19 protein-coding genes and 4 tRNA genes are annotated in these 20498 nt (G+C 28.4%); 12 read left to right on the top strand and 11 right to left on the bottom strand.

The genetic code is table 4. From position 1 onward, the window contains the following. Positions 1–234 precede the first annotated feature (234 nt). Positions 235–684, bottom strand: a complete 450-nt coding sequence (locus HLA87_RS02315) for a hypothetical protein (protein ID WP_171111538.1) — start codon at positions 682–684, stop codon at positions 235–237. Between the two features lie 208 nt (positions 685–892). Between HLA87_RS02315 and HLA87_RS02310 the strand changes: the two genes are divergently transcribed. The 5 genes from HLA87_RS02310 to HLA87_RS02290 all read left to right on the top strand — a co-directional run bounded on the left by HLA87_RS02310 (position 893) and on the right by HLA87_RS02290 (position 3872). Next, positions 893–968: transfer RNA gene (locus tag HLA87_RS02310), tRNA-His, on the top strand. Positions 969–1028: 60 nt separating this feature from the next. Beyond that, a complete protein-coding gene (locus tag HLA87_RS02305) occupies positions 1029–1397 on the top strand; it encodes an IMPACT family protein (protein WP_171111536.1) in 369 nt (122 codons plus the stop codon). After that, positions 1397–1969: a dephospho-CoA kinase gene (locus HLA87_RS02300; protein WP_171111534.1), complete on the top strand. Its 573-nt coding sequence runs from the start codon at positions 1397–1399 to the stop codon at positions 1967–1969. The genes HLA87_RS02305 and HLA87_RS02300 overlap by 1 nt, the downstream gene beginning before the upstream one ends. A 50-nt stretch (positions 1970–2019) precedes the next feature. Continuing rightward, positions 2020–2994 (top strand): DnaD domain protein, encoded by a 975-nt coding sequence (locus HLA87_RS02295; protein ID WP_171111532.1) that lies wholly within the window; start codon positions 2020–2022, stop codon positions 2992–2994. A gap of 2 nt (positions 2995–2996) precedes the next feature. After that, positions 2997–3872 (top strand): DnaA ATPase domain-containing protein, encoded by an 876-nt coding sequence (locus tag HLA87_RS02290; RefSeq protein WP_171111529.1) that lies wholly within the window; start codon positions 2997–2999, stop codon positions 3870–3872. 58 nt (positions 3873–3930) lie between these two features. On the opposite strand, the gene lysS is transcribed toward HLA87_RS02290, so the two are convergent. Beyond that, on the bottom strand, positions 3931–5397 hold the full coding sequence (gene lysS, locus HLA87_RS02285) for a lysine--tRNA ligase (protein ID WP_171111527.1): 1467 nt from the start codon (positions 5395–5397) through the stop codon (positions 3931–3933). Between the two features lie 316 nt (positions 5398–5713). On the opposite strand from lysS, the gene rlmD reads away from it, so the two are divergent. Then, positions 5714–7033, top strand: coding sequence for a 23S rRNA (uracil(1939)-C(5))-methyltransferase RlmD (gene rlmD, locus HLA87_RS02280; protein WP_171111525.1), 1320 nt, complete (start codon positions 5714–5716; stop codon positions 7031–7033). A gap of 20 nt (positions 7034–7053) precedes the next feature. Here rlmD and HLA87_RS02275 read toward each other — a convergent pair whose 3' ends face one another. The 6 genes from HLA87_RS02275 to HLA87_RS02250 form a co-directional block, all read right to left on the bottom strand. Then, positions 7054–7872, bottom strand: coding sequence for an HAD-IIB family hydrolase (locus HLA87_RS02275; RefSeq protein WP_171111522.1), 819 nt, complete (start codon positions 7870–7872; stop codon positions 7054–7056). 38 nt (positions 7873–7910) lie between these two features. After that, entirely contained in the window at positions 7911–8297 is a 387-nt protein-coding gene (locus tag HLA87_RS02270; RefSeq protein WP_171111520.1) for an MHO_1590 family protein, read from the bottom strand. Then, positions 8290–9642, bottom strand: a complete 1353-nt coding sequence (locus HLA87_RS02265) for an MHO_1580 family protein (protein ID WP_171111519.1) — start codon at positions 9640–9642, stop codon at positions 8290–8292. The genes HLA87_RS02270 and HLA87_RS02265 overlap by 8 nt, the downstream gene beginning before the upstream one ends. Continuing rightward, on the bottom strand, positions 9642–9974 hold the full coding sequence (locus tag HLA87_RS02260) for an MG284/MPN403 family protein (protein WP_171111516.1): 333 nt from the start codon (positions 9972–9974) through the stop codon (positions 9642–9644). Before HLA87_RS02260 ends, HLA87_RS02265 begins: the two co-directional genes overlap by 1 nt. 114 nt (positions 9975–10088) lie before the next feature. Continuing rightward, on the bottom strand, positions 10089–10733 hold the full coding sequence (gene rsmG, locus HLA87_RS02255; RefSeq protein WP_237022737.1) for a 16S rRNA (guanine(527)-N(7))-methyltransferase RsmG: 645 nt from the start codon (positions 10731–10733) through the stop codon (positions 10089–10091). Continuing rightward, positions 10733–11704, bottom strand: a complete 972-nt coding sequence (locus tag HLA87_RS02250; RefSeq protein WP_171111514.1) for a ribose-phosphate pyrophosphokinase — start codon at positions 11702–11704, stop codon at positions 10733–10735. The genes rsmG and HLA87_RS02250 overlap by 1 nt, the downstream gene beginning before the upstream one ends. Before the next feature lie 375 nt (positions 11705–12079). Between HLA87_RS02250 and HLA87_RS02245 the strand changes: the two genes are divergently transcribed. From HLA87_RS02245 to HLA87_RS02235, 3 genes are all read left to right on the top strand, one after another. Then, positions 12080–12163: transfer RNA gene (locus HLA87_RS02245), tRNA-Tyr, on the top strand. A gap of 3 nt (positions 12164–12166) precedes the next feature. Then, a tRNA-Gln gene (locus HLA87_RS02240) sits at positions 12167–12241 on the top strand. Positions 12242–12290: 49 nt separating this feature from the next. After that, positions 12291–13001, top strand: coding sequence for an MAG0110 family membrane protein (locus HLA87_RS02235; protein ID WP_171111512.1), 711 nt, complete (start codon positions 12291–12293; stop codon positions 12999–13001). A 68-nt stretch (positions 13002–13069) separates the two neighbouring features. On the opposite strand, the gene HLA87_RS02230 is transcribed toward HLA87_RS02235, so the two are convergent. The 3 genes from HLA87_RS02230 to HLA87_RS02220 form a co-directional block, all read right to left on the bottom strand. Further along, a tRNA-Arg gene (locus HLA87_RS02230) sits at positions 13070–13146 on the bottom strand. Between the two features lie 243 nt (positions 13147–13389). Beyond that, the gene (locus HLA87_RS02225; protein WP_171111510.1) at positions 13390–15186 is read right to left on the bottom strand and encodes a S41 family peptidase; all 1797 of its coding nucleotides are present in this window, start codon (positions 15184–15186) and stop codon (positions 13390–13392) included. Between the two features lie 53 nt (positions 15187–15239). Next, complete coding sequence (locus tag HLA87_RS02220) at positions 15240–16235, bottom strand: folate family ECF transporter S component (RefSeq protein WP_171111508.1); 996 nt, start codon at positions 16233–16235, stop codon at positions 15240–15242. A gap of 177 nt (positions 16236–16412) precedes the next feature. Between HLA87_RS02220 and HLA87_RS02215 the strand changes: the two genes are divergently transcribed. The 3 genes from HLA87_RS02215 to HLA87_RS02205 all read left to right on the top strand — a co-directional run bounded on the left by HLA87_RS02215 (position 16413) and on the right by HLA87_RS02205 (position 20435). After that, positions 16413–18026, top strand: coding sequence for a phosphotransferase (locus tag HLA87_RS02215; protein WP_171111506.1), 1614 nt, complete (start codon positions 16413–16415; stop codon positions 18024–18026). Then, positions 18013–18966: a DMT family transporter gene (locus HLA87_RS02210; protein ID WP_171111504.1), complete on the top strand. Its 954-nt coding sequence runs from the start codon at positions 18013–18015 to the stop codon at positions 18964–18966. The genes HLA87_RS02215 and HLA87_RS02210 overlap by 14 nt, the downstream gene beginning before the upstream one ends. 104 nt (positions 18967–19070) lie before the next feature. After that, positions 19071–20435 carry a M17 family metallopeptidase gene (locus tag HLA87_RS02205; RefSeq protein WP_171111502.1) on the top strand — a complete coding sequence of 455 codons (1365 nt, stop codon included), beginning with the start codon at positions 19071–19073 and terminating at the stop codon, positions 20433–20435. Positions 20436–20498 lie beyond the last annotated feature (63 nt).

Here is a 20498-nt window from a genome sequence, read left to right as displayed (position 1 = left end):
ATATTTATATATAAATAATACCAAATATAAAAATAATATTATTTATTTCTTTAATTTTTTCCGTTTTTAATTGAATTTTTATTGAAATACGAACATTTTTGCGGGAAATTTGTATATTTCTTAACTAACAATACAAAATATTAGTAATTTTACGATTACAATTCTATAACGTGTATTTTAGGAAAATAAATGATTGTTCGGGCCCGAACAATCATATAATAATGGTTAAATACTTTATTTAGCGGTATTTGTAAAATCAAAAATACCAGCAATTGTTAAAGCAGCTAAAACAATAGCTGCAATTAACAATATAATTGCAAAACTTAATAAAGCATAAATTCTTTTTTGTCTAGGATCAACAAAAACTAATTCGTGATCTTTATTTAAAAGATCCTTTTCAATAATGTATGTTAATGAATCTTTTACGGGCACGTTAACCTTGTTTAAAGCATCTAACACTAGTTTAAATTCTTCTTTTGATAAACTGCCTATTGTTTTTTTGTTTTTGAATATTCAACTTCTTGCATCTTGGTCTTGAGATTGTGCAACTAGTGTTTCGTATAGATCTGATAGCGATTCAAAGCTAATGCATTCACCAGTTAAAGCGTTTTCAAGTGTAAAAATTTGAGTATCTTTTGACTTATCCTCATAAACAAAAAATTTCTTTAAATTTACTGAGCTCATTTTATTCCTTTCTTTATAGGATGTCTTAATTATAACACTTAATATTAATTATACTAGTTTTATAGAATCTAAACTTAGCTAAAACTACTCGAAAATGTGTATTTTTGTAAATTATTAATGTTGATACACATTTTAAAATTGCTAATTTCGAGATTTTTATCTTTTATTACTTTTTTTTATTTTTTTTATTATAATGTTATTGCAAATGGCGAATGTGGTGAAGCGGTTAACACAGCGGGTTGTGGTCCCGTCATGCGAGGGTTCGAATCCCTTCATTCGCCCCATTTTTTTTATGCCTTTTTTAAAAAATAATATTCTATTCAAATATTAAATATAATTATTGTATGGAATTAATAAATTACGAAGTCAAAAAATCACGGTTCTACAGCATATGCCTACCAATTAACTCAAAAGATGAAATTAAAAACTATTTAAAAGAATTAAGAGCCGGTCATAAAAAATCTACTCATATTTGTTATGGATATCTTTTTATTGATAATGGAGTTATTAACGCCGGCTTCGATGATGACGGGGAACCAAACGGTACCGCCGGTAGACCCATTCGTGATTTATTAATCAAAACTAAAATGGAAAATTTCGTGATTTTTGTAATTAGATATTTTGGTGGTGTTAAACTAGGTGCCGGTGGTTTGGTCCGTGCCTATATCAAGAGTGCCAATCTCGCTTTACAAAAATATAGAGAAGGTGTTTAATGATTGCTGTTATCGGAAAAATTGGTGTAGGTAAAACTACTTTCCTAAAAAATTTAGGTATAGATCAAGAAAAAATTTTCTATTGTGATGAATTTATAGCAAAACATTACCTAAAAAATGGGATTTTTTACCATGAAATTAAAGAAAAAATAGGTGATTTTTTACTTGATAAAAAAGGTGTTTCTAAATCGAAAATTCTTTGATGATTAGACCAGGATAAAAGAAATATAGACGTATTGGAAAAAATCATATTTCCCAAAATTTTTGAAGCTTTAAAAAATGGGAAATTCCTAATTGTTGAAATACCCGTTCTTGTTAATAAAAATTGTAATTTTTTAACTTTGTTTTCTTTAATTTTATGCTTATCAACAAACGAGCAAAAACGACAAAAAAATTTGCAAAAAAGAAATGTGGATAACTTAACATTAAAGCAATTAGACGCAAAAAATGACCCCAAAAAGGCTATAAAATCACTTTTTGGTAAAAAACCAATTGTGGATATCTATATGTGAAACTTTGATTCCACACAACAAAATAGAAAAATTTTTGAAATACTTTCTCTAATAAAATAAAATGTTGTTACCAACCCCGAAATCGGGTTAATTTTTGTGAGAGGTGCAACATGTTAAAAAATATAATTTATCCATATTTTACAGTCGAAAATTCTTCGATAATCGCAGGTGAAGATTTAAAAAACTTGCGTAAATTTTATGCACCTATTTTGGGACCAAATGCAATCCTATTATATGAATATTTAAGAGATTTAGCCATTAACGAAACTAACGAGGTCGGATTCCACGATTACGATAGCATTACATATATGTTAAAAATCGATTTAAAAGCCTTAAATGACGCAAGAATAATGCTTGAATCAGTTTCTTTGCTTTCAACTTTTATTGATGAATTTAATCGAAAAACTCTTTTTGTAATTGAGAAACCGCTTGATAGAAAAGGGTTTAAACTAAATTTAATTTTAGCTAATAAATTATTAAATATTATTGGCAAACAAAACTTTGAACGTTTGATAGGGAAAGATAGAAACCATTATCTATCAAAAGCTAAATATTTGCTTGAAGTTTCCGCTGGTTATCAAGATGTTTTTAATGAAAGCGAAGATTATTCATTAATTAATGATAATTCAATTGATGTTAATACGCAAGACCTAGACACAAAAGAAATTAACATCGGTGTGCAAGAAAAAATAGATTTAAACACATTTGAATTCCCAAATATTTATGAAGCTATCCTGAAAACCGATTCCAGAGTATTTTTTGGACAAATTCAAGGTCAAATTGCCTCAACTAAAATAATTGATTTAATAAAAGATTCACGTAGTTGCGGTTTTTCTGACCCTTGCATTAATTTAATATTTTTCTATGCGAACGAGGTTAATGGAAAAATTAACTATCAATACGTTAATAAAATAATTAAAGATTTAATTCGCAAAGAAATATTTTCATTTGAACCTCTAGAAAACTATTTAGATGCACTAATTAAGATGAAAAATAATGTTGTCGTGACTAAGAAAGACTTGTATAAAGCCACATATTTAAGCAATCTAACCAAAGACGAAAATATTATGGACGGGGGATTATAATAATGGATAATTCCATCAATAAAAAGGTTTTTATAGAAAATAGTGACGAGTATAAAGCTAAAATTCTTAAATCTATCGAAAAATGTGTCAAATTAAAATTAATGTTGGCTGAAAATAAAGTTACGTGAGAAGAATTATTCGAATTTTTACCAGAAATATTGGAGATAAAAGACTCTATAGAGAACCCTAGTTTCACGCCATTTATTTATTCTTTGAAGCGAAATGATAAGGGCGTTTTAGTCTTTACAAAACAACCCGCTGATAATGAATTTAGAAAGTTAATTAATATTAATAATAATTTATGATTAACAGATATTTTTCCCGTTAATACAAAATTAACTACTCAAAGAATGATCATAAATTCAAGATCTAAAATTGAACTAGAATTGCGTTGTAACATGATTAAGGAATCTTTGTTAAATAAATCAAACATTTCATTTAAAGGATTTTACGTGCATGGTAAGTATAGTACTAGCAAAACACAATTTGCACATGCTATTGCAACTGAATGAGCTAAATCGGGCGTAACTACTGTTTATATGACAACACAGGCATTGTTTAACTATTTAAAATCTAGTTTTGATAGCAATAGACACGAAGGTGCGGAAATAATCCAAAAATTAAAAGATGTAGATGCTCTTATTATTGATGATTTGGGCGGTGAATCCCCAAACGCTTGATTCATTTTTGAAATATTGAATGACATTATTACACATCGCATTAATTTAAATAAAAATACTAATTTTCTTTCAGCAATGAGTTATGAAAAACTTAATAACTATTACATTAATCATAGATCATTAAAATCAGAGGCTCATAAGGCAAATGTGTTGATTCAAAAAATAGAATCAATAACACTACCATTCGAAATTGATTAATTTACGAATAATATTGAAAAACGTGTAAATAAGAAAAAAGTGGACTAGCCACTTTTTATTATTTTTTTAGACGTCTAAGTGTTGGGAATAACAAGACGTCACGAATTGAACTTGTTTCTGTTAGCAACATTACTAATCTATCAATACCAATGCCACATCCGCCTGTAGGAGGCATACCATATTCTAAAGCATCAATGAAATCTCAATCAATATCACTTGCTTCATCGTTGCCAGCCGCTTTTTCATCAAGCTGTTTTTTGAATCTATCTAATTGGTCGATAGGATCAGATAATTCGGTGTACATGTTAGCATATTCCTTAGTATTAATGAATAGTTCAGCGCGTTCTGTAAATCTAGGGTCATCACCTTTAGCTGAAAGAGGAGAAACTTCAATTGGATGTCCATAAACGAATGTTGGTTGTATCAATTCACATTCAACAAGTTCCTCATATAAAGCATTAATTATGTGGCCGATTGTAAAGAATTTTTCTAATTTCACATTGAATTTTTTCGCTGTTTGAACCGCTTCGTCAAGAGTGATGTTTCTAAAATCTTTGCCAGTTTTTTTATTAACAGCGTCAACCATATTAATGCGATTAAAAGGTTTAGATAAATCTATTTCAACACCATTATTCACATATACATTTTTACCTAATTTTGCACATAATTCTTTAAACAATGCTTCTGTACGATTCATCATTCCTTCAACATTTGAATAAGCTTCATAAAATTCAATAGTAGTAAATTCAGGATTATGTGTTGTATCGTATCCCTCGTTTCTAAAAATTCGTCCTAATTCATAAACTCGATCAAAACCACCAATAACAAGTTTTTTCAAAGGAATTTCAGTTGCTATTCTCAAAACAAATTCTTGATTTAAAGAATTGTGGTGTGTTGTAAATGGTTTTGCTGCCGCTCCTGAAATATAGTCATGTAAGAATGGCGTTTCAACGTCTAAATATCCCAAATTATTGAAAAAGTCTTTAATTCATTGAGTAATTTTTATTCTTTTAATGAACTTATCTTTTGAATCATCGTTCATTATTAAATCTACATAACGACGTCTATATCTCTCTTCAGCATCAACTAAACCATGATATTTTTCGGGTAGCGGTTTAAGCGATTTTGACAACAATTCAATATCAGATGCTTTGATAACCACGGCATCTGTATTAGTTTTCATAACTTCACCTTTAACTCAAATAATATCTCCTAAATCTAGTTTAGAAACTAAATCTGCTAGTTCTACTAATTCTTTCTTATTAAAATAAACTTGAATAGTGCCGTGAAAATCTTTTATTACTAAGAATGGCCCTCTTTTTGCCATTAATCTACCAGCAACAATTTTTTTAACATGTTTTTCATGCAATTCATCTTTACTATATTTTTCAAATTCTGTCGAAATATCGTCACTATAATTTATTTCACCCAAACCATAGGCTTTTTTAAAGGCGACTACATTATTTTTTTCGTATTCCAACAATTTATTACGACGCACCAATTCTTGTTCTGTATATTTTTCCATAATTACTCCTTAAAATTTATGCATAATTAATATTAATTTTACATTAAAAACTTAATTTAATATTAAGTATTAATCAGAGTTCATAGATTTTTTTAAATTTTTATTGTTAAATTTGATTTATATGTATAATAATAATGATGCGTTCCCAATGTGAACGGTTACGAAATCCATAGGATTCGTTGCTTAAGAGTATATTAACTCCCTTCCAATACAATAATAGAATAAGCCTTATGCGTGATGCTTATTTACTTTACTTATCTTATATGTTAATCAATAAAAATTGGCGTAATGCCATTTTTTATATTAAAATTATCATATGAAATTAAAAGCGGGTGAAATTTTAGATAATGTAAAGGCAATAATGCTTTCTTATGAAGGGATGGGAGTAGTCAAAATAAATGACTATTCTATATTTGTTGAAAACTTGCTAGTTGACGAAACTGCTAATATTGTTATCAAAAAAGCTAACACAAAATTTGCATTCGCTAAAGTTTTAAAACACATTACTATTTCGCCTAAACGTATTAAGCCAGATAACGAAAAATTAATGGAATCTGGTTCAACACCAATTGCAATGCTTTCTTATAAGGATCAGCTTTTATTTAAAGAAGAATTTGTTAAATATTTATTTGGTAGAAACATCCACTTTGAGAATGTAGCAGAAATTTTGCCTAATCCGAAACCCTGAGGATACCGAAATAAAATAACAGTGTTTTGTGATGAAATAAATGGCAAGTTTGTTTTAGGTCTTTTTGAAAAAAACACACACAACCTTATCGAACAGACATCATATGATTTGGCTCATCCAAAATTAAACGAAGTAATTTTATGATTGGACAACAATATAAATAATTATCAATCTCTTAAGAATTCTGTCAATAATATTAACAGTTTTACTTTTAGATATTCCGAAGCAAGCGAAGAAGGTTTAATTATTATCAATGCAAATAAAATGCTTAAAATTGACAATAAGTTAATAACAGATATAACCAATAAATTCAATTGAATAGTCAACATAATTGTTAATCTTGAAAGCAAAAATAGCAATAAATATTTTGCTTTATTAGATTCAAAAACGAGTATTTTGGACAAAATTGATAGTCTTTCATTCAACTTGGAATGAAACAGTTTTTTCCAAATTAATTCAGCGCAAACAAATAATCTTTATAACCTACTTATAAATAACCTTGACTTAAACAAAAATGATATTGTTGTTGATGCTTATTCGGGAGTTGGGACAATAGCTTTAAAAATTGCACCATTTGTAAAAACTGTATACGGATTAGAAATAATTAATGAAGCCGTGATGAATGCAAGAGATAATGCAAAACTAAACAATATTGAGAATGCATTATTTTATTCCGGAGATGTTAATAAAACAATTTTTAAAATAGAACAGAATCCTAATGTTATTATTGTTGACCCTCCACGTTCTGGTATTAGCACTCAATTTTTAGAAACGATAATAAAAATTAATCCAGAAAAAATTGGATATATATCGTGCAATGTCCACACAATGTGCAGAGATATTGATTATTTACGAAACAACGGCTACCAATTAATTTATCTTAGACCTTGTGATATGTTTAGTCAAACTCATCATATCGAATGTGTCGGAGTGCTTATTAGAAAATAAAAATTCAGAAATCTGAATTTTTATTTTGCGTTTTTTATGAAATGTTTAAGGGTTTTTGCAAGTCCCCCTTTTCTATATGAAAAAGGTGAGACATGGGATGCAATCTTTTTGAAATCTTTTGTTGCATTTTTCATTGCAATAACATTTTTTAAATATTGGGCTGCTGAGGCGTCATTCATCGTGTCACCGATATGTACACATAAATCAGTATCGACACCATATTTTTGCGCAAATAATAATTCTGCTTTGCCTTTTGAAGCACTAATGTCTGTAACTTCAATGAATTTGTTGTAATTTCTAGCTTCTACGATATTCAATTTAGTTTTAAATTTGTTTTGAATATCATTGTAAAAATCGTTTATATTTTTCTTTTTAGGTGATCAAATAATTAGCTTAAATATAGGCATATCAATATTAAATTCATCAAGTTTGTTATGGTTGCCTTTTTTCAATTTAACAATAAACTTAAGTAAATAATTGTTTGTATAAGTTAATTTTCTAAAATTTGAATTAACAATAACACTCATATTATATTTTAATATCAACTTCTTAATTTGAACAAGTATCTCTTTATTTATTGTCGCCGAGAATATTTCTTCACCATTGTAAATTACTTTCGCGCCATTTCATGCTATAAAATTATCTGTTGAATCAATTTGTTCTAGTATACTTATTGTTTTTTTATTTATACCCCTGCCTGTCGAAACAACAGTTTTAATACCTTTCTTTGAGAGAGAATTTATAGCATCAATATTCTTGGAGCTTAATAATTTACGTTTGTAATCTAAACTTGTACCGTCTAAATCTATAAAAATAAGTTTTGGTTTTTTGTTTAACATATAGAAATTATATATAAACAAATAGTATTTTTAAAAATTTACATATGTGCATTTAATGTATAACAATTTGTATAAATATCATTTCCTGAGTACACCTTGAAATACAATTTTATTAACGAATCCGTAATTATTTCATAATCAAAATTCGCTCGATCTGGATTAACTTGAATATTGCTCATAACATTTTTGAATACAGCGGGTATAACCGATAAGTCAAATTTGACATTATCTTTGTCATAACGTATATATTGGTAAACAATACTTTTATCTAAATCAGGAAACACTTCTGTTTTATTTAATGTTAACGATTTTTCTTCTTCTGTTACAGAATGACTTTTCTTTGCTGATAAAACAAAAATAGGAGTTATAACACTAGCTGCTGTTGCAACGCATATAATAGGAATTCAAACCTTCTTTTTATTCATTTAAGTCCTTATATTGTTCGAAAATACTTATGTTTATGTCGTTTTGTTTTATTATTTCTTCTATATCTTTGCTATTGAATTTATATTGAGGTTCACCTATCAATGTTTTAGAATTTGTTATTTCAAGTTTTATCAATCCATCGTTAACATCCAATAAGCGTTCAACTACTTCCTGTTTTTGGCTGATGTTAACTGTAATAAAATCGGATTTTTTATCTAAACCTCCGTTATCAAAAATATATTTATAAATTGTATTTAACTGTCCCTTGAAATTATATGGAATAAACAATCCAACGTCTGAAAATGATTTTGAATCGACAATACAACCTAATTTATAATCGAAGGTTATTGGGTTGTCAAAAGTATATTCAGATTTTTGAGTTCCAGTTGAATAAATACTCTCATAAATTTTCGATGAAATTTGTTTTTTAGTAATATGGTTGCATAAGTCTGAATCAATATCGGTAATTCCATAGGTTGACAAAGATTGATTCATATCCATTATTAGTCGATAGTCATCAAAATTTTTAAACTTATAACCAAATTTATCTTTTTGTTTTCATGCTATGTTTTTATCGCTTTGGATTTTTTCTTTTGCAAAATTAGTTATTCTTTTATTTCGAAAATTAGAAAATTCTAAATCAGTGTGCAAATATTCTGTCTTTGTTCCTAAAATGTCTCCATCCAATTCCCCAAAATCAAACTGATATTTCTCTGCAATGTCGATTCCAGCAAAATTATTTTTAGCTTCAGTGAAATATTCTGCAACATTGTTTTTTTGTTTTTTTATATCTCATATTTCTTTATTAATACCAGTATTTTGTACTGTAATAGAATTCAATTCGGAAAATTTCAATCCTAATAAATCCGAAGAAATTATTACATTACAAATTTTTATATTGTCTTTAGGTTTCGCCTTGAACGATGATTTTTCATAGTTAAACAGTGAATCTAATTCCTTGGAATTATCATCTTTTAAATTATAGATTGTCTCTCTAAATGATATTTTTTTATTGTCTAATGGTTTATTATTTACAGATATTAATAAGTTTCGAAAACTATATTCATCCAAATTAGAATACTTAGAATAATCAGGTGTTGCAAAAATGAATGAAATATAAAATCTATCGTCTTTAAAAAATCTCTTAATTTCAACCCTTCCTCTAATCAACAGAACATTTCCTTTGGCTCGAATAGCCGTTGAATACGAATACAAATTTAAATCGTATTTATTTAACCCTTTTGATTTATCATTACTTGATATTTTTTTATAAACAAAATGATAAGGGTCGATTTTCAACCTATTAATTTGTGCCGGTTGATTTTGAACCGGTATATTATTCATTAAGGTAAAAATATAAAAACTCCTCTATAGCTTTTCTTCTTTTTTTTATAATAGGTTGTTCTCGAAAAATGCATATCGTATCATTCCTTATCTTGATTTTTAATAACAAATTCATTTTCAATAATTAATTTGCTGTTTTTGTTTAACATTTCAATAGTTTGATCAAATTTAGAATAATTATTTATTCCAATAGAGTTTACTTGGCTATTTTGTGTCATTTTTAACTGTGCTTTCTTGTTAGCTTTATCTAATAAGGCTAAAGATTTCACCGCGTTATAACGTTGCTGATTCGTTAAAAAACTATTAAAATATTGGCTTCTTAAATCTATCATTTTTTTCTCCTTCCAAGATTTATTAGCTGTATTTATTTTTAAGTTAATAAAAACGGAAAAAATTATTAAAATTAAGTTAAAAATAATAAAAAAAGCACAACTGTGCTTTTTCGTTTAAAATTCTTTTATTTGTTTTCAAGATAAAGGTCAATTTTTTGGAGTATTTTTTACCTTGGTTATAACAACTATATATGAATCATCATCTAATTTATTTTTATATTTTTTAACAGTAATATTTTGAGATTCTTCAGGAAAATTATCTAAAAATTCGTCTATTTCACTTTGATAATTTCTTCCTTTTAATAGATACAATAATCCGCCGATTTTCAACAAGTGATTTGTTAACATATACATATTTTTAATACTTGATACTGCTCTTGCTGTCACTAAATCAAACAAAGCGGATAGTTCTTTTGTGTCCTCACATCTTTTATTTATTATTTGTAGATTGCTAACATCAAGTTTTTCCTTAACATTATTTAGAAAATTACAACGACTTTTCATTCCTTCAATTATAGTTAACTCATAATTACAATTTAAAAGTAAATGAGGCAATGAGGGGAAGCCTGCGCCAGCACCAATATCAGCAATTTTTGCCGAATTATATTGAAATCCTAGCTCTTTTGCTACATCCATTGCTTGAATTGAATCAGCAATGCCATTTACCTTGATATCGTTGATAGTTTTAAAACCTGTAATATTTTTTGTTTGGTTATATTCAAATATTAATTCTGCGAATTTTTCTAATTTTTCATTCATTATTTTTTAATAACATTAGCAAATTCATCATACAAATCAGATACCGATTTACCAGTTATTGAAGCTTCAATTACACCAGCAATAAATTCATCTAGTGAAATTACTTGTAATTTGCTAAATTTTCCTTCTATGTCTGAATTATCAATTGAATCGGTAATAATTACTCTTGATAAATTGGGATTATTTTCAAATATTTCAAAACCTTTAGTAAATATACCATGAGTGGCTGCAACAACAATTTTTTTAGCTCCGTGTGCTTTTAAAGTGTCAACAGCTTTTAATATAGTTCCGCCTGTGTCAATAATATCGTCAATAATAACAACATTTTCACCTTCGACTCCACCAATTAAACCCATAACTTCAGTTTGATTAGTCCCAGTTCTACGTTTATCAATAATACTAATTTTTACTGTATCTGCAATTAGTTCCGCAAGTTTTCTAGCACGAATTGTCCCTCCATGATCTGGCGAAACTACTGTAAAAGGTTCTTTTAATTGTTTAACTGCTTTTGCAATTGGATATGCACCTCTTAAATCATCAATTGGGATATCAAAAAAACCTTGGATAGCAGGGTTGTGTAAATCAACTGCAATGATTTTTGTCGCACCTGCGGTTTGAATTAAATCAGCAACTAATTTCGCACCGATGGGCTGACGGCCACTGGCCTTACGGTCTTGACGAGCATATCCATAATAGCTAAGTGCGATTGTAATTGAATTGGCGCTAGCTCTTTTTAATGAATCTATAAATAAAAGTAAATCCATTAAGTTATCATTAACTGGTCTAGATGTTGATGCCACTACGTAGACATCTTTACTACGCACAGTTTCTTCGCTCACTATCATTCTTTCGCCATCGGCAAATAATGTTTTTGTTATAGGCGAAACATGCAAACCTAAAATTTTGGCTATTTTTTGAGTTAAAGGCATACAATTTGGCATACCAAATAACATAATATTTTCTTTTTTCATAATACTCCTACTTTGTTACATATATTATAAAGGTATACTCATTTATATTTACTTTTTTGTTTTTATTTATTTTTTTAATGGTCATTTTGAGACGAGTTTTTTAACTAATAATTTTTGCCAGTTAAAAGATTTTCAAATTGTCGTCGCAAAAATTCTTAAGGATAAAATAATTTGGGTTATATCGAGAAACTCGTTTCAGTTATAAAACGTGTGTTTTAGTCAATAATTATTTAATTCATTGAACTTGAATATAAAATACATACTGTTAATTTTTGAAAAAAATGAAGAAAATTTGAACTAATATAAAAAATAAAAAAAATTATATTTATCAAAATTTTTATATTATAATAGTAATGCTAATTTTAGCAAATACTTGGAGAGGTAGCGAAGCGGCCAAACGCGGGTGGCTGTAACCCACTTCCTAACGGTTCGGGGGTTCGAATCCCTCCCTCTCCACCATTTTGCCCCATAGCCAAGCGGTAAGGCATCGGTTTTTGGTACCGACATGCGTTAGTTCGAATCTAACTGGGGCAACCATATCACCTATTGGTGATTTTTTATTTCCTTTTAGTGATATCATTTAATTATGAACACAAAAACTAATGACTTAAAAACCAATATTATAAGAAACAACAAAATAATTGGTGGATCTATATTATCGCTAGCATTTTTTATTATAGTAGCACTCGCTGGCGGCATACTTTACAATTACATATTCAACATAAACCTACAATTGTGGGTTATTTTAGCCGGAACTCTTCTCGATTGCGCGCTTATTATTATAATTTTAGTCTTCGGCCATAAAATGAAAGCTTATATCTTAGGGCCATTGGCCTCGATATCAATGTTCCTTCTAGGGTTTTATGGATTAGGATACGGAATAAATCAATTTGTAAGCAGCAATGAATTAATTAAACTGACAGCAATTTTCTTTATTCCTGCCGCTTCAATGGTATTAATTGGGGCATTGGCATATTTCAATGTTCTGAAAATAAATAAGATAACTCCGATTATGATAACCTTGTTCATAACAATGATTATTTTAATGCTAGTTTCATGATTTTCATCTCATCAATTAATATTCACCATAATAAGCGGTATTGGTTTCCTTCTAACGCTTTGCTACATGGCTATTGATTGATTAATTATTATTAAATTCAATAACAATTTTAAAAAACTTACGCCCGAGGAGCAATCAATTAGTGAATCAATAAAATGGTCTATTTACTTTGGTTATCGTTTAGCATTTGATTACATATATGCATTTATATATCTTTCAAACTTTTTTGGAAAATAAAAATATAGCTTACTAAAAGCTATTTTTTAATAAATTTAACGAATAATACTGAAAAATAAATAAAAAAATGGCGATCACGAGAGGATTCGAACCTCTGACAACAAGCTTAGAAGGCTTGTGCTCTATCCTGCTGAGCTACGCGACCACGTGAAATAATTTTATAACATTTTAAGATAAAAACAAAAGAAATAATTATTTTTTTGCGGTTACGAAACTCTTTTTTCACTTGATTAGAATCTCAAAAATATTACCAAAACAAAAACTTGCTTGGTGCAAGTTTTTAGGTAAAAAAGTTTTTTTCAACTTTAAAACTAAGTCGACTAGAAAACCATAATGATGTTTCGGCGGATTCTTTTATTTAAAAGACAGACAAAAGTTTTGTACAAATTTAATTTATACTAATATGAGTATTATCGTGTTTATGGTTTTCGATTGCATTAACAATATTTGATGAATAATAATCATAATAGTTTAAATGAATGTCTGGCTCTACCCCGTTTTCAGTTATTGGTAAATTGGTTAAAGTTGTGTTGTTTCAATTACCATCATATCCGCTAAAACCACTTGTACTGGAAATATCCACATTAGTTCCATCAGGCAATACTGTTGGGAGAACTGAAAACATTCCACCACCAGTCTTATTTCCGATTACTGTAGCTATACGTTGAGTCTTAACTATATGCGCAAATAAATTAGCGGCGCTAAAAGTATTAATTCCTGTTAAAACATATCATTTGTATTCAGGGTATGAATCATTTTTGTTTACTATTGCGTCCTGATTCGTATCTATATTGAATTGATTAAGTGTTATTGATTTAGTTAGTTTGTCTTGAACCAATAAATTTATTGGTTTGTTTGTAAGGAAACCCAATACTTTTTCCATCGCAGCTGCTGACCCACCGCCATTTAGAGATATGTCTAAAATTATATTTTTAATATCTTTTCCTCTTGGATCGGTCTTAATTTTTTTAATTGCAGCGTCCATTAATCAATAAGAATCATATCTTCATTTTTCATCGGAATTAAGTTGACTTGATGTACCAACGTCAAAAGAATCCAATATTATCCTTGCTGTATTAGCGCTTTCAAAATGCACTACTCTTGAATTCTTTGAATTTTTTTCTCTCGAGGTATTTAGCTGTTTTAAGCGTTGATGATAATTGATATTTTTTTGAGAATAATTCTTGCCGTCAACATTCTTATACTTTTTGTCCTGAAAACTATAAGAAATAATTCTAGAATGTAATTCGTTTAAACCGCGATATCAAAGTTTAAAATAAGCTTCATTATAATCTTTATTATCAGTACTTAATAAATCATTTTTGACACCGATTTTAGTGGCATACTCATCAAAATTCTTAACTTGTTGCGACTTAAACAATTCGCTAGCCAGCCCATAGTAATTATCAAATAAAAATGACATGAAATTATAATTATTTATTCGCTTGTTTTGAGTGTTGATAACAGAATTTTTTACGTAAAAACTATTCATATAGTTATTTGGCACTCTTGTTTGTTCATAATCAGCCCCGATTAATTCATTACCGTTATAGTAGAGATTATAATAATTTGAAGAACAAAACATTAAATTAAATAAGCTCAAAGGAATAAAAACATTACTATCTTTAATATAAAGTTTATAGTTATATTTACTCAATTCAAAACTGGGGATTGAGTTATTATCATTAAAATTTTTAACCTTATAGTCAACGTTGTGAATATATCGACCGTAATCTTTCATTTGCATTCTAAATAAAAACGAAAAAGCATCGCTTGAAGTATATGAAATCCTGTTTTCGCCTGAATCAAACAATATTTGTTCGCCATTCCAAAAATCAAATTTTACGCCTCGGTTGTTATAATCAATATTTTTTATCATCTTCAAATTGAAAAAACCATTCAATGCAGAAAACATTTGATTGACATTAACATACAAGTCTTCATTATCTTTTTCTTGATAAATATCAACATAGTTAGTTTTGGCTATATCATACTCGTGACTCATATTTTTAAATTTAAGATAATCAATCCTTAATAAATTATCGGGAATTTGTTTTGTAATATAAAGATTTTTATTAATACCTAATAAAATTCCTAAATTAGTACATGAAGCGCTAATTGCAGATGTTCCAGCAATTGCGACAGTAGATATTAATAGTTGTTTTAAGTACTTATTTTTTTTCATAATTACCTTTCCAAATTAACGAACACTATTGAAAAATAGGCGTAAATGCCTACCTAATAAGTGATGTCGTGGTTTTTATAAATGAGCGGCGAAACTATTTTATAAGTGAAAAATATTATAAACATATTGCCCCAAATTTTGACGGGACTAAGAATAATATGTTGAAACATATAAACGAATATAGAACCTGCAGAACCAGATTGTTCAATACTCCTTTTTTCTGCTAACGACAATATTGGAACATTAGCAAGTTCTATCAAGGCAGAAAAAACTACAATTGGAACTATAATTAAATAAAGCGATGATTTTAATTTAAAACGAGCAATAACGACAAATACCAACATAGCAACATAACCGGATAACATTATCCCAAGCAAAACTCAACGATTAGTTATAATACCACCTTGTATTGTATAGTCATCAATTTTAAATCCAATTAATCATGTAACTAGTAACATAATTATTGCTAAAACCGTTGTCCCAACAATCATGTTTATGTTTAACAAATCCCTTTTTTTATTATTTTTTTGAACCAGTTCTTTTCGCTTGTAATATAGATTAATAATTCTATTTTCTATTTTCTTGATTTTTTGCTCATTAGCAGCCGGATCTAAATAAAGTTTATCTAGCCTTTTGAATAATGTTTCCATCATGTCAGCATAATAACTATCTTGAAATCTTCCTCCAAAAAGAAATTTAAGCAATTTCAGAAAGATAAAACCTATAATGCCCGGAATTATCCCGTCTAGTGCGGCAGCAAGAATAAATAAAGGGTTAAATAAACTTGGAACGAATAAAAATGAAATTAAGTCTGAAACAACACCAACAAAAGCACCGATAATAGGCCCAAAAATCAACCCAGTTATTTTAATGGGAAGCCCTATTACGCTTATTTTATAAGCCGGCAATGATATAAAAGGCATAAATTGAAAAACGATTAAGAAAAACGCCACCGATATTGCGATTAGAATACCGATAAAAGTGATTTTTCTTATTGACCATTTCGTGAATAATTTGAAATCTTGGTCATTTCCGTACTCGTTTATCATAGATTTATTATAGTCAATATTTTTGAATTTAGTATTTAATAGAGTAAATACTTGAAAGTTGGCTAAAAAAGCTGAACTTTCTCCACAACTATTGAATATTTTGTAATTGTAAAAGCACAACAAATTGACGTTAATTTAATTAAATATTATAATTAATACATTACCACCGGAGGTTTTATGAAAAAAGCATTAATAATTCTCGCTGCAGGGTTCGGTTCACGCTTAACGCCTTTAACACTTCTTACTCCCAAAGCATTGTTAAAAATTGATAAACAAGAAAGAAATTTTTTAGACAAAATGTTGGAATATATTCCTGATGATGATTCAATAGATATTTATATAGTTACCGGCTATAAAAAAAGTCTATTTACACCTATAATATCTAAATATAACATGACTGAAATTCTAAACTCAAAATATTCCCAAACCAACTCAATTATCAGTGTATACGAAGCAACTAAAAAAATTGATTTAAATAAATATGATGCTTTCTATATTGCGCCTAGTGACTGCTACCTTAATGAAAATGTTTTTAATAAAAATACTAATTTTTCTTGAGTAAATACTGTTGATTCGTATTCGCCAAATAAAGAATGAAATATAGTCAAAAGAAAAGATAATAAGACGATAAAATCATTCAAAATTGGGAAAAATAATGAAAATTATTCTGAATTTATCACTGGGATAAGTTATTTTAAAACAAGCGATTTTATAATTTTATCAAGAACAATAAAACAAATGCTTGTTGAAAATTACAAAAAAAATTCTAATTTATACTGAGAAGACGCTTTATCTAAAACCCTAAATAGTATTAATTTACGTACTTACAATTTATCGGGAAGATTGCTAGAAATAGACACTATCGATGAACTTATTGAATTTAACCCAGAAGTTAAATCAATAAAAGATAATCCACATTTCAATTTAATTAAAAAAGTTTTTGGAATTAATTTAACTAAAATAAAAAATATGAAACCTGTCAAAGCAGGTATGACTAATGATTCATTCACGTTTGAAATTAATGATAAAGTATACATCTACAGAATTCCGGGTTTAGGTTCTGATAAATTAATAAACCGCGAAAATGAATTTAATACTTATAAAACTACTGCTAATCTGCCTAATAGAGAAATACTAATTCATTATGAACAAAATAAAGATAACGGATTAGAAACATATGGCGCTAAAATCGCACTATTTCATGATAATCATCGCACGGTTAATCCTAAAAATTGAAGCGAAGTAACCAAGGCATTACAGGCCATTAAAATATTCCATGAAAATAAATATAATGCAAGTTATGAGTTTGATGTTATTGAAAGAATGACTTACTATAAATCATTAATATTGAATAAATCGGTTTTGACTAAAACAATAGAATTAGAACACAAATTAATTAAAATTTATGACAAAATAAAAGATAGAGATAAATATTTGATACATGTAGATTTCATTTGTGATAATGTGTTGATTGATAATGATAATGATATAAGAATTATAGATTGAGAATATTCGGGTACCGGTGATAAATATTTTGATTTGTCAGCCTGATGTCTATATTCGTATTATTCAAGAAAACAGTGCGATAAATTATTAAAAATATACTTAAATGGGAAAATTAAAAAAGAAGACAGAAGAGTGTTTTATTCATATATTGCTATCCAAGGATATTTATGATATTTATGATCAATTTTTAAAGAAGAGCAAAATTTATTTTTCTCAGATTACAAAGAAACAATGTTAGGCTATGGAAAAGAATATACGGAGATTTTAGAAAATGAATTTGATTAAAAAACATAATTGAATGTCTAACATTATAGGATTATTGTCGGGCCTGTTTTGGGCAATTGATGGAGTTTTTCTATTATTTTTTACAAAACTTACTCCAACAGACAGTTGAGAATTAGGTATCTTAGTTACACTAATTCATGACTTATTTGCAATATTGTGGGCATTTATAATTGTTTTAATTATGAAAAAAAACAAAGAAATAAAATCTGCTTTCACAAATAAAAATATTTGGATTTTGCTTTTAAGTTCAACCATTGGTGCTCCTTTTGGAATGACAATGTATATACTTGCAATTAAAGAGATTGGAGTTGGCCAAACAAGTTCAATTTCAATATGTTACGTAATTTTAGCTAGCGTATTAGCCTTCATTTTTTTAAAACAAAAAACTAGTAAAAATGGTTTGATGGGTATTGTAATTGCATTTATATGTGTATTAACATTTGGGATTTTGCAAATTGAAACGAAAACCCACTCATTTAAAGGATACATTTTTGCTATATTATGCGTTGTCGGATGAGGAATGGAAGCTTTTTTATCTTCGATTTCAATGGATCGAGATATTGATCCACAAGTTTCTATTATGATAAGACATATTGTTTCAGCAATTGTGTTAGGTTGCATCATTGCACCTGCTACAAATTCTTATTCAGAAAATGTAACGCAGCTTTTAAATTATAAAAATATTTGGGTAATAATAGCGGCTTCATTTTTTGGAGCAATAAGTTTTATTTGTTATTACTTTTCTATTAATAAACTAGGTATATCGCTAGCTGTCGGTCTAAATATTTCTTATTCAGCGTTTGCTGTTATTCTTGAAGTAATATTTTTCAAAGGTTGGCAAATTTATCATTGATATAACTATTTACTATCTGCGTTAATTTTAGTTTCGTTATTATGAACACTCGTACCAGACAAAATATGAATTAAGACTAAGAAATAGGGTTTTCCTATTTTTTGTTTTGATTAAAATTAATAATCACTATTTAAGTAAAAGTATTAGTTATAATGCTAAAATATAATTATTATTATGAAAAGGAGAAAAATATGTTCAAAAAAATAAACCAAAAAAGATCAAATGAAGTTTTATTGAAAGCAACTTATAAAGGTGCAGATAAAATCGAACATTTAATCGAAAAGAACCTAGTAATCACAGAATACTTAAACAATAATGAAGCGTTAGTTTACCTTGGTGAAAAAGAAAAAGTAGAATTTAATACACTTGTTAAATTTTTCCAAGGATTAGCTACTTCAGCAACACGTAGTTATCAATTTGATGTTGATACATTCGTTACTGAAAAACTTTCAGCTTCTAAAGTTATGGAAGCATTTATTCGTGGTGTATATTTTGCGAAAGCAAAACTTTACAATGAAAAATCAGATAAAAAAGAATCAGAATTCACTCTTGAACCTTTCAAATCAGAAGTAAGCCCTGAATTAGAATCAGATATTGAAAAAGCATTGATTCTTGCTGAGGCAACAAATTATGCACGTAATCTACAAGTAACTCCACCAAACATTTTAAACTCTGAACTTTTAGCTGAAACAATCGCTAAAGATTTTAAAGAATATAAAAATCTAAAAGTTACTGTTTTAGATAAAAAACAAATTGAAGAGTTGAAAATGGGATTACTATTATCTGTAAACCGTGGTTCAATGTATGAAGCTCGTGTTGTTGTAATTGAATACAATGGAGATCCTGAATCAAAAGACAAGACTGTTCTTGTTGGTAAAGGAATTACATTTGACTCTGGTGGTTATTCATTAAAACCATCTCGTTCAATGTTGGGAATGAAATATGATATGTCTGGTTCTGTAATCGTTGCCTCGACATTAAAGGCTATCGCACAATTACAACCTAAGAAAAACTTTGCTGCTGTTATGTGTATTACAGATAACCGTGTAAATGGCGATGCATCATTACCAGATTCAGTTTGAAAATCAATGAATGGTAAATCAGTTGAAATCAACAACACAGATGCTGAAGGTCGTTTAGTTCTTGCTGATGGGATTACTTATGCTGTTAGAAACTTAAAAGCTACACGTATTATTGATGTTGCAACCTTAACTGGTGCAATTGTTGTTGCCTTAGGACACACATACACCGGTATTTGAGCAACATCTGAAAAAGCTTGAAAAGAAGTTAGCCAAGCAGCTAACAACGCTCACGAACTTGTTTGAAGAATGCCTTTCGACGAAGCATTCGCCGAAGGAATCAAAAAATCTGTAGTTGCTGACCTTAAAAACACTGACTTATCAGGTTTAGCTGGTTCTTGTTCAGCTGCAATGTTCTTGAAAGAATTTACTGAAGGTGTAGAATACATCCATATGGATATTGCCGGTACAGCTGACATTAACGAAGTTCCTCAAGGTCCTATGGTTAAAACTCTTACAGAATTAGCTTTAATTTAAGTTATTTCCGGAAATTTAACCTAAAAATACTCAAAAAAAGGAAAAATCTCCTTTTTTTTTTTT

The sequence above is a fragment of the Mycoplasma miroungigenitalium genome, assembly GCF_013008635.1.
Classification (GTDB): domain Bacteria; phylum Bacillota_I; class Bacilli_A; order Mycoplasmatales; family Metamycoplasmataceae; genus Mycoplasmopsis; species Mycoplasmopsis miroungigenitalium.
Note: the sequence above shows the minus strand (reverse complement) of the source record. Positions and strands in the feature narration are given on the sequence as shown.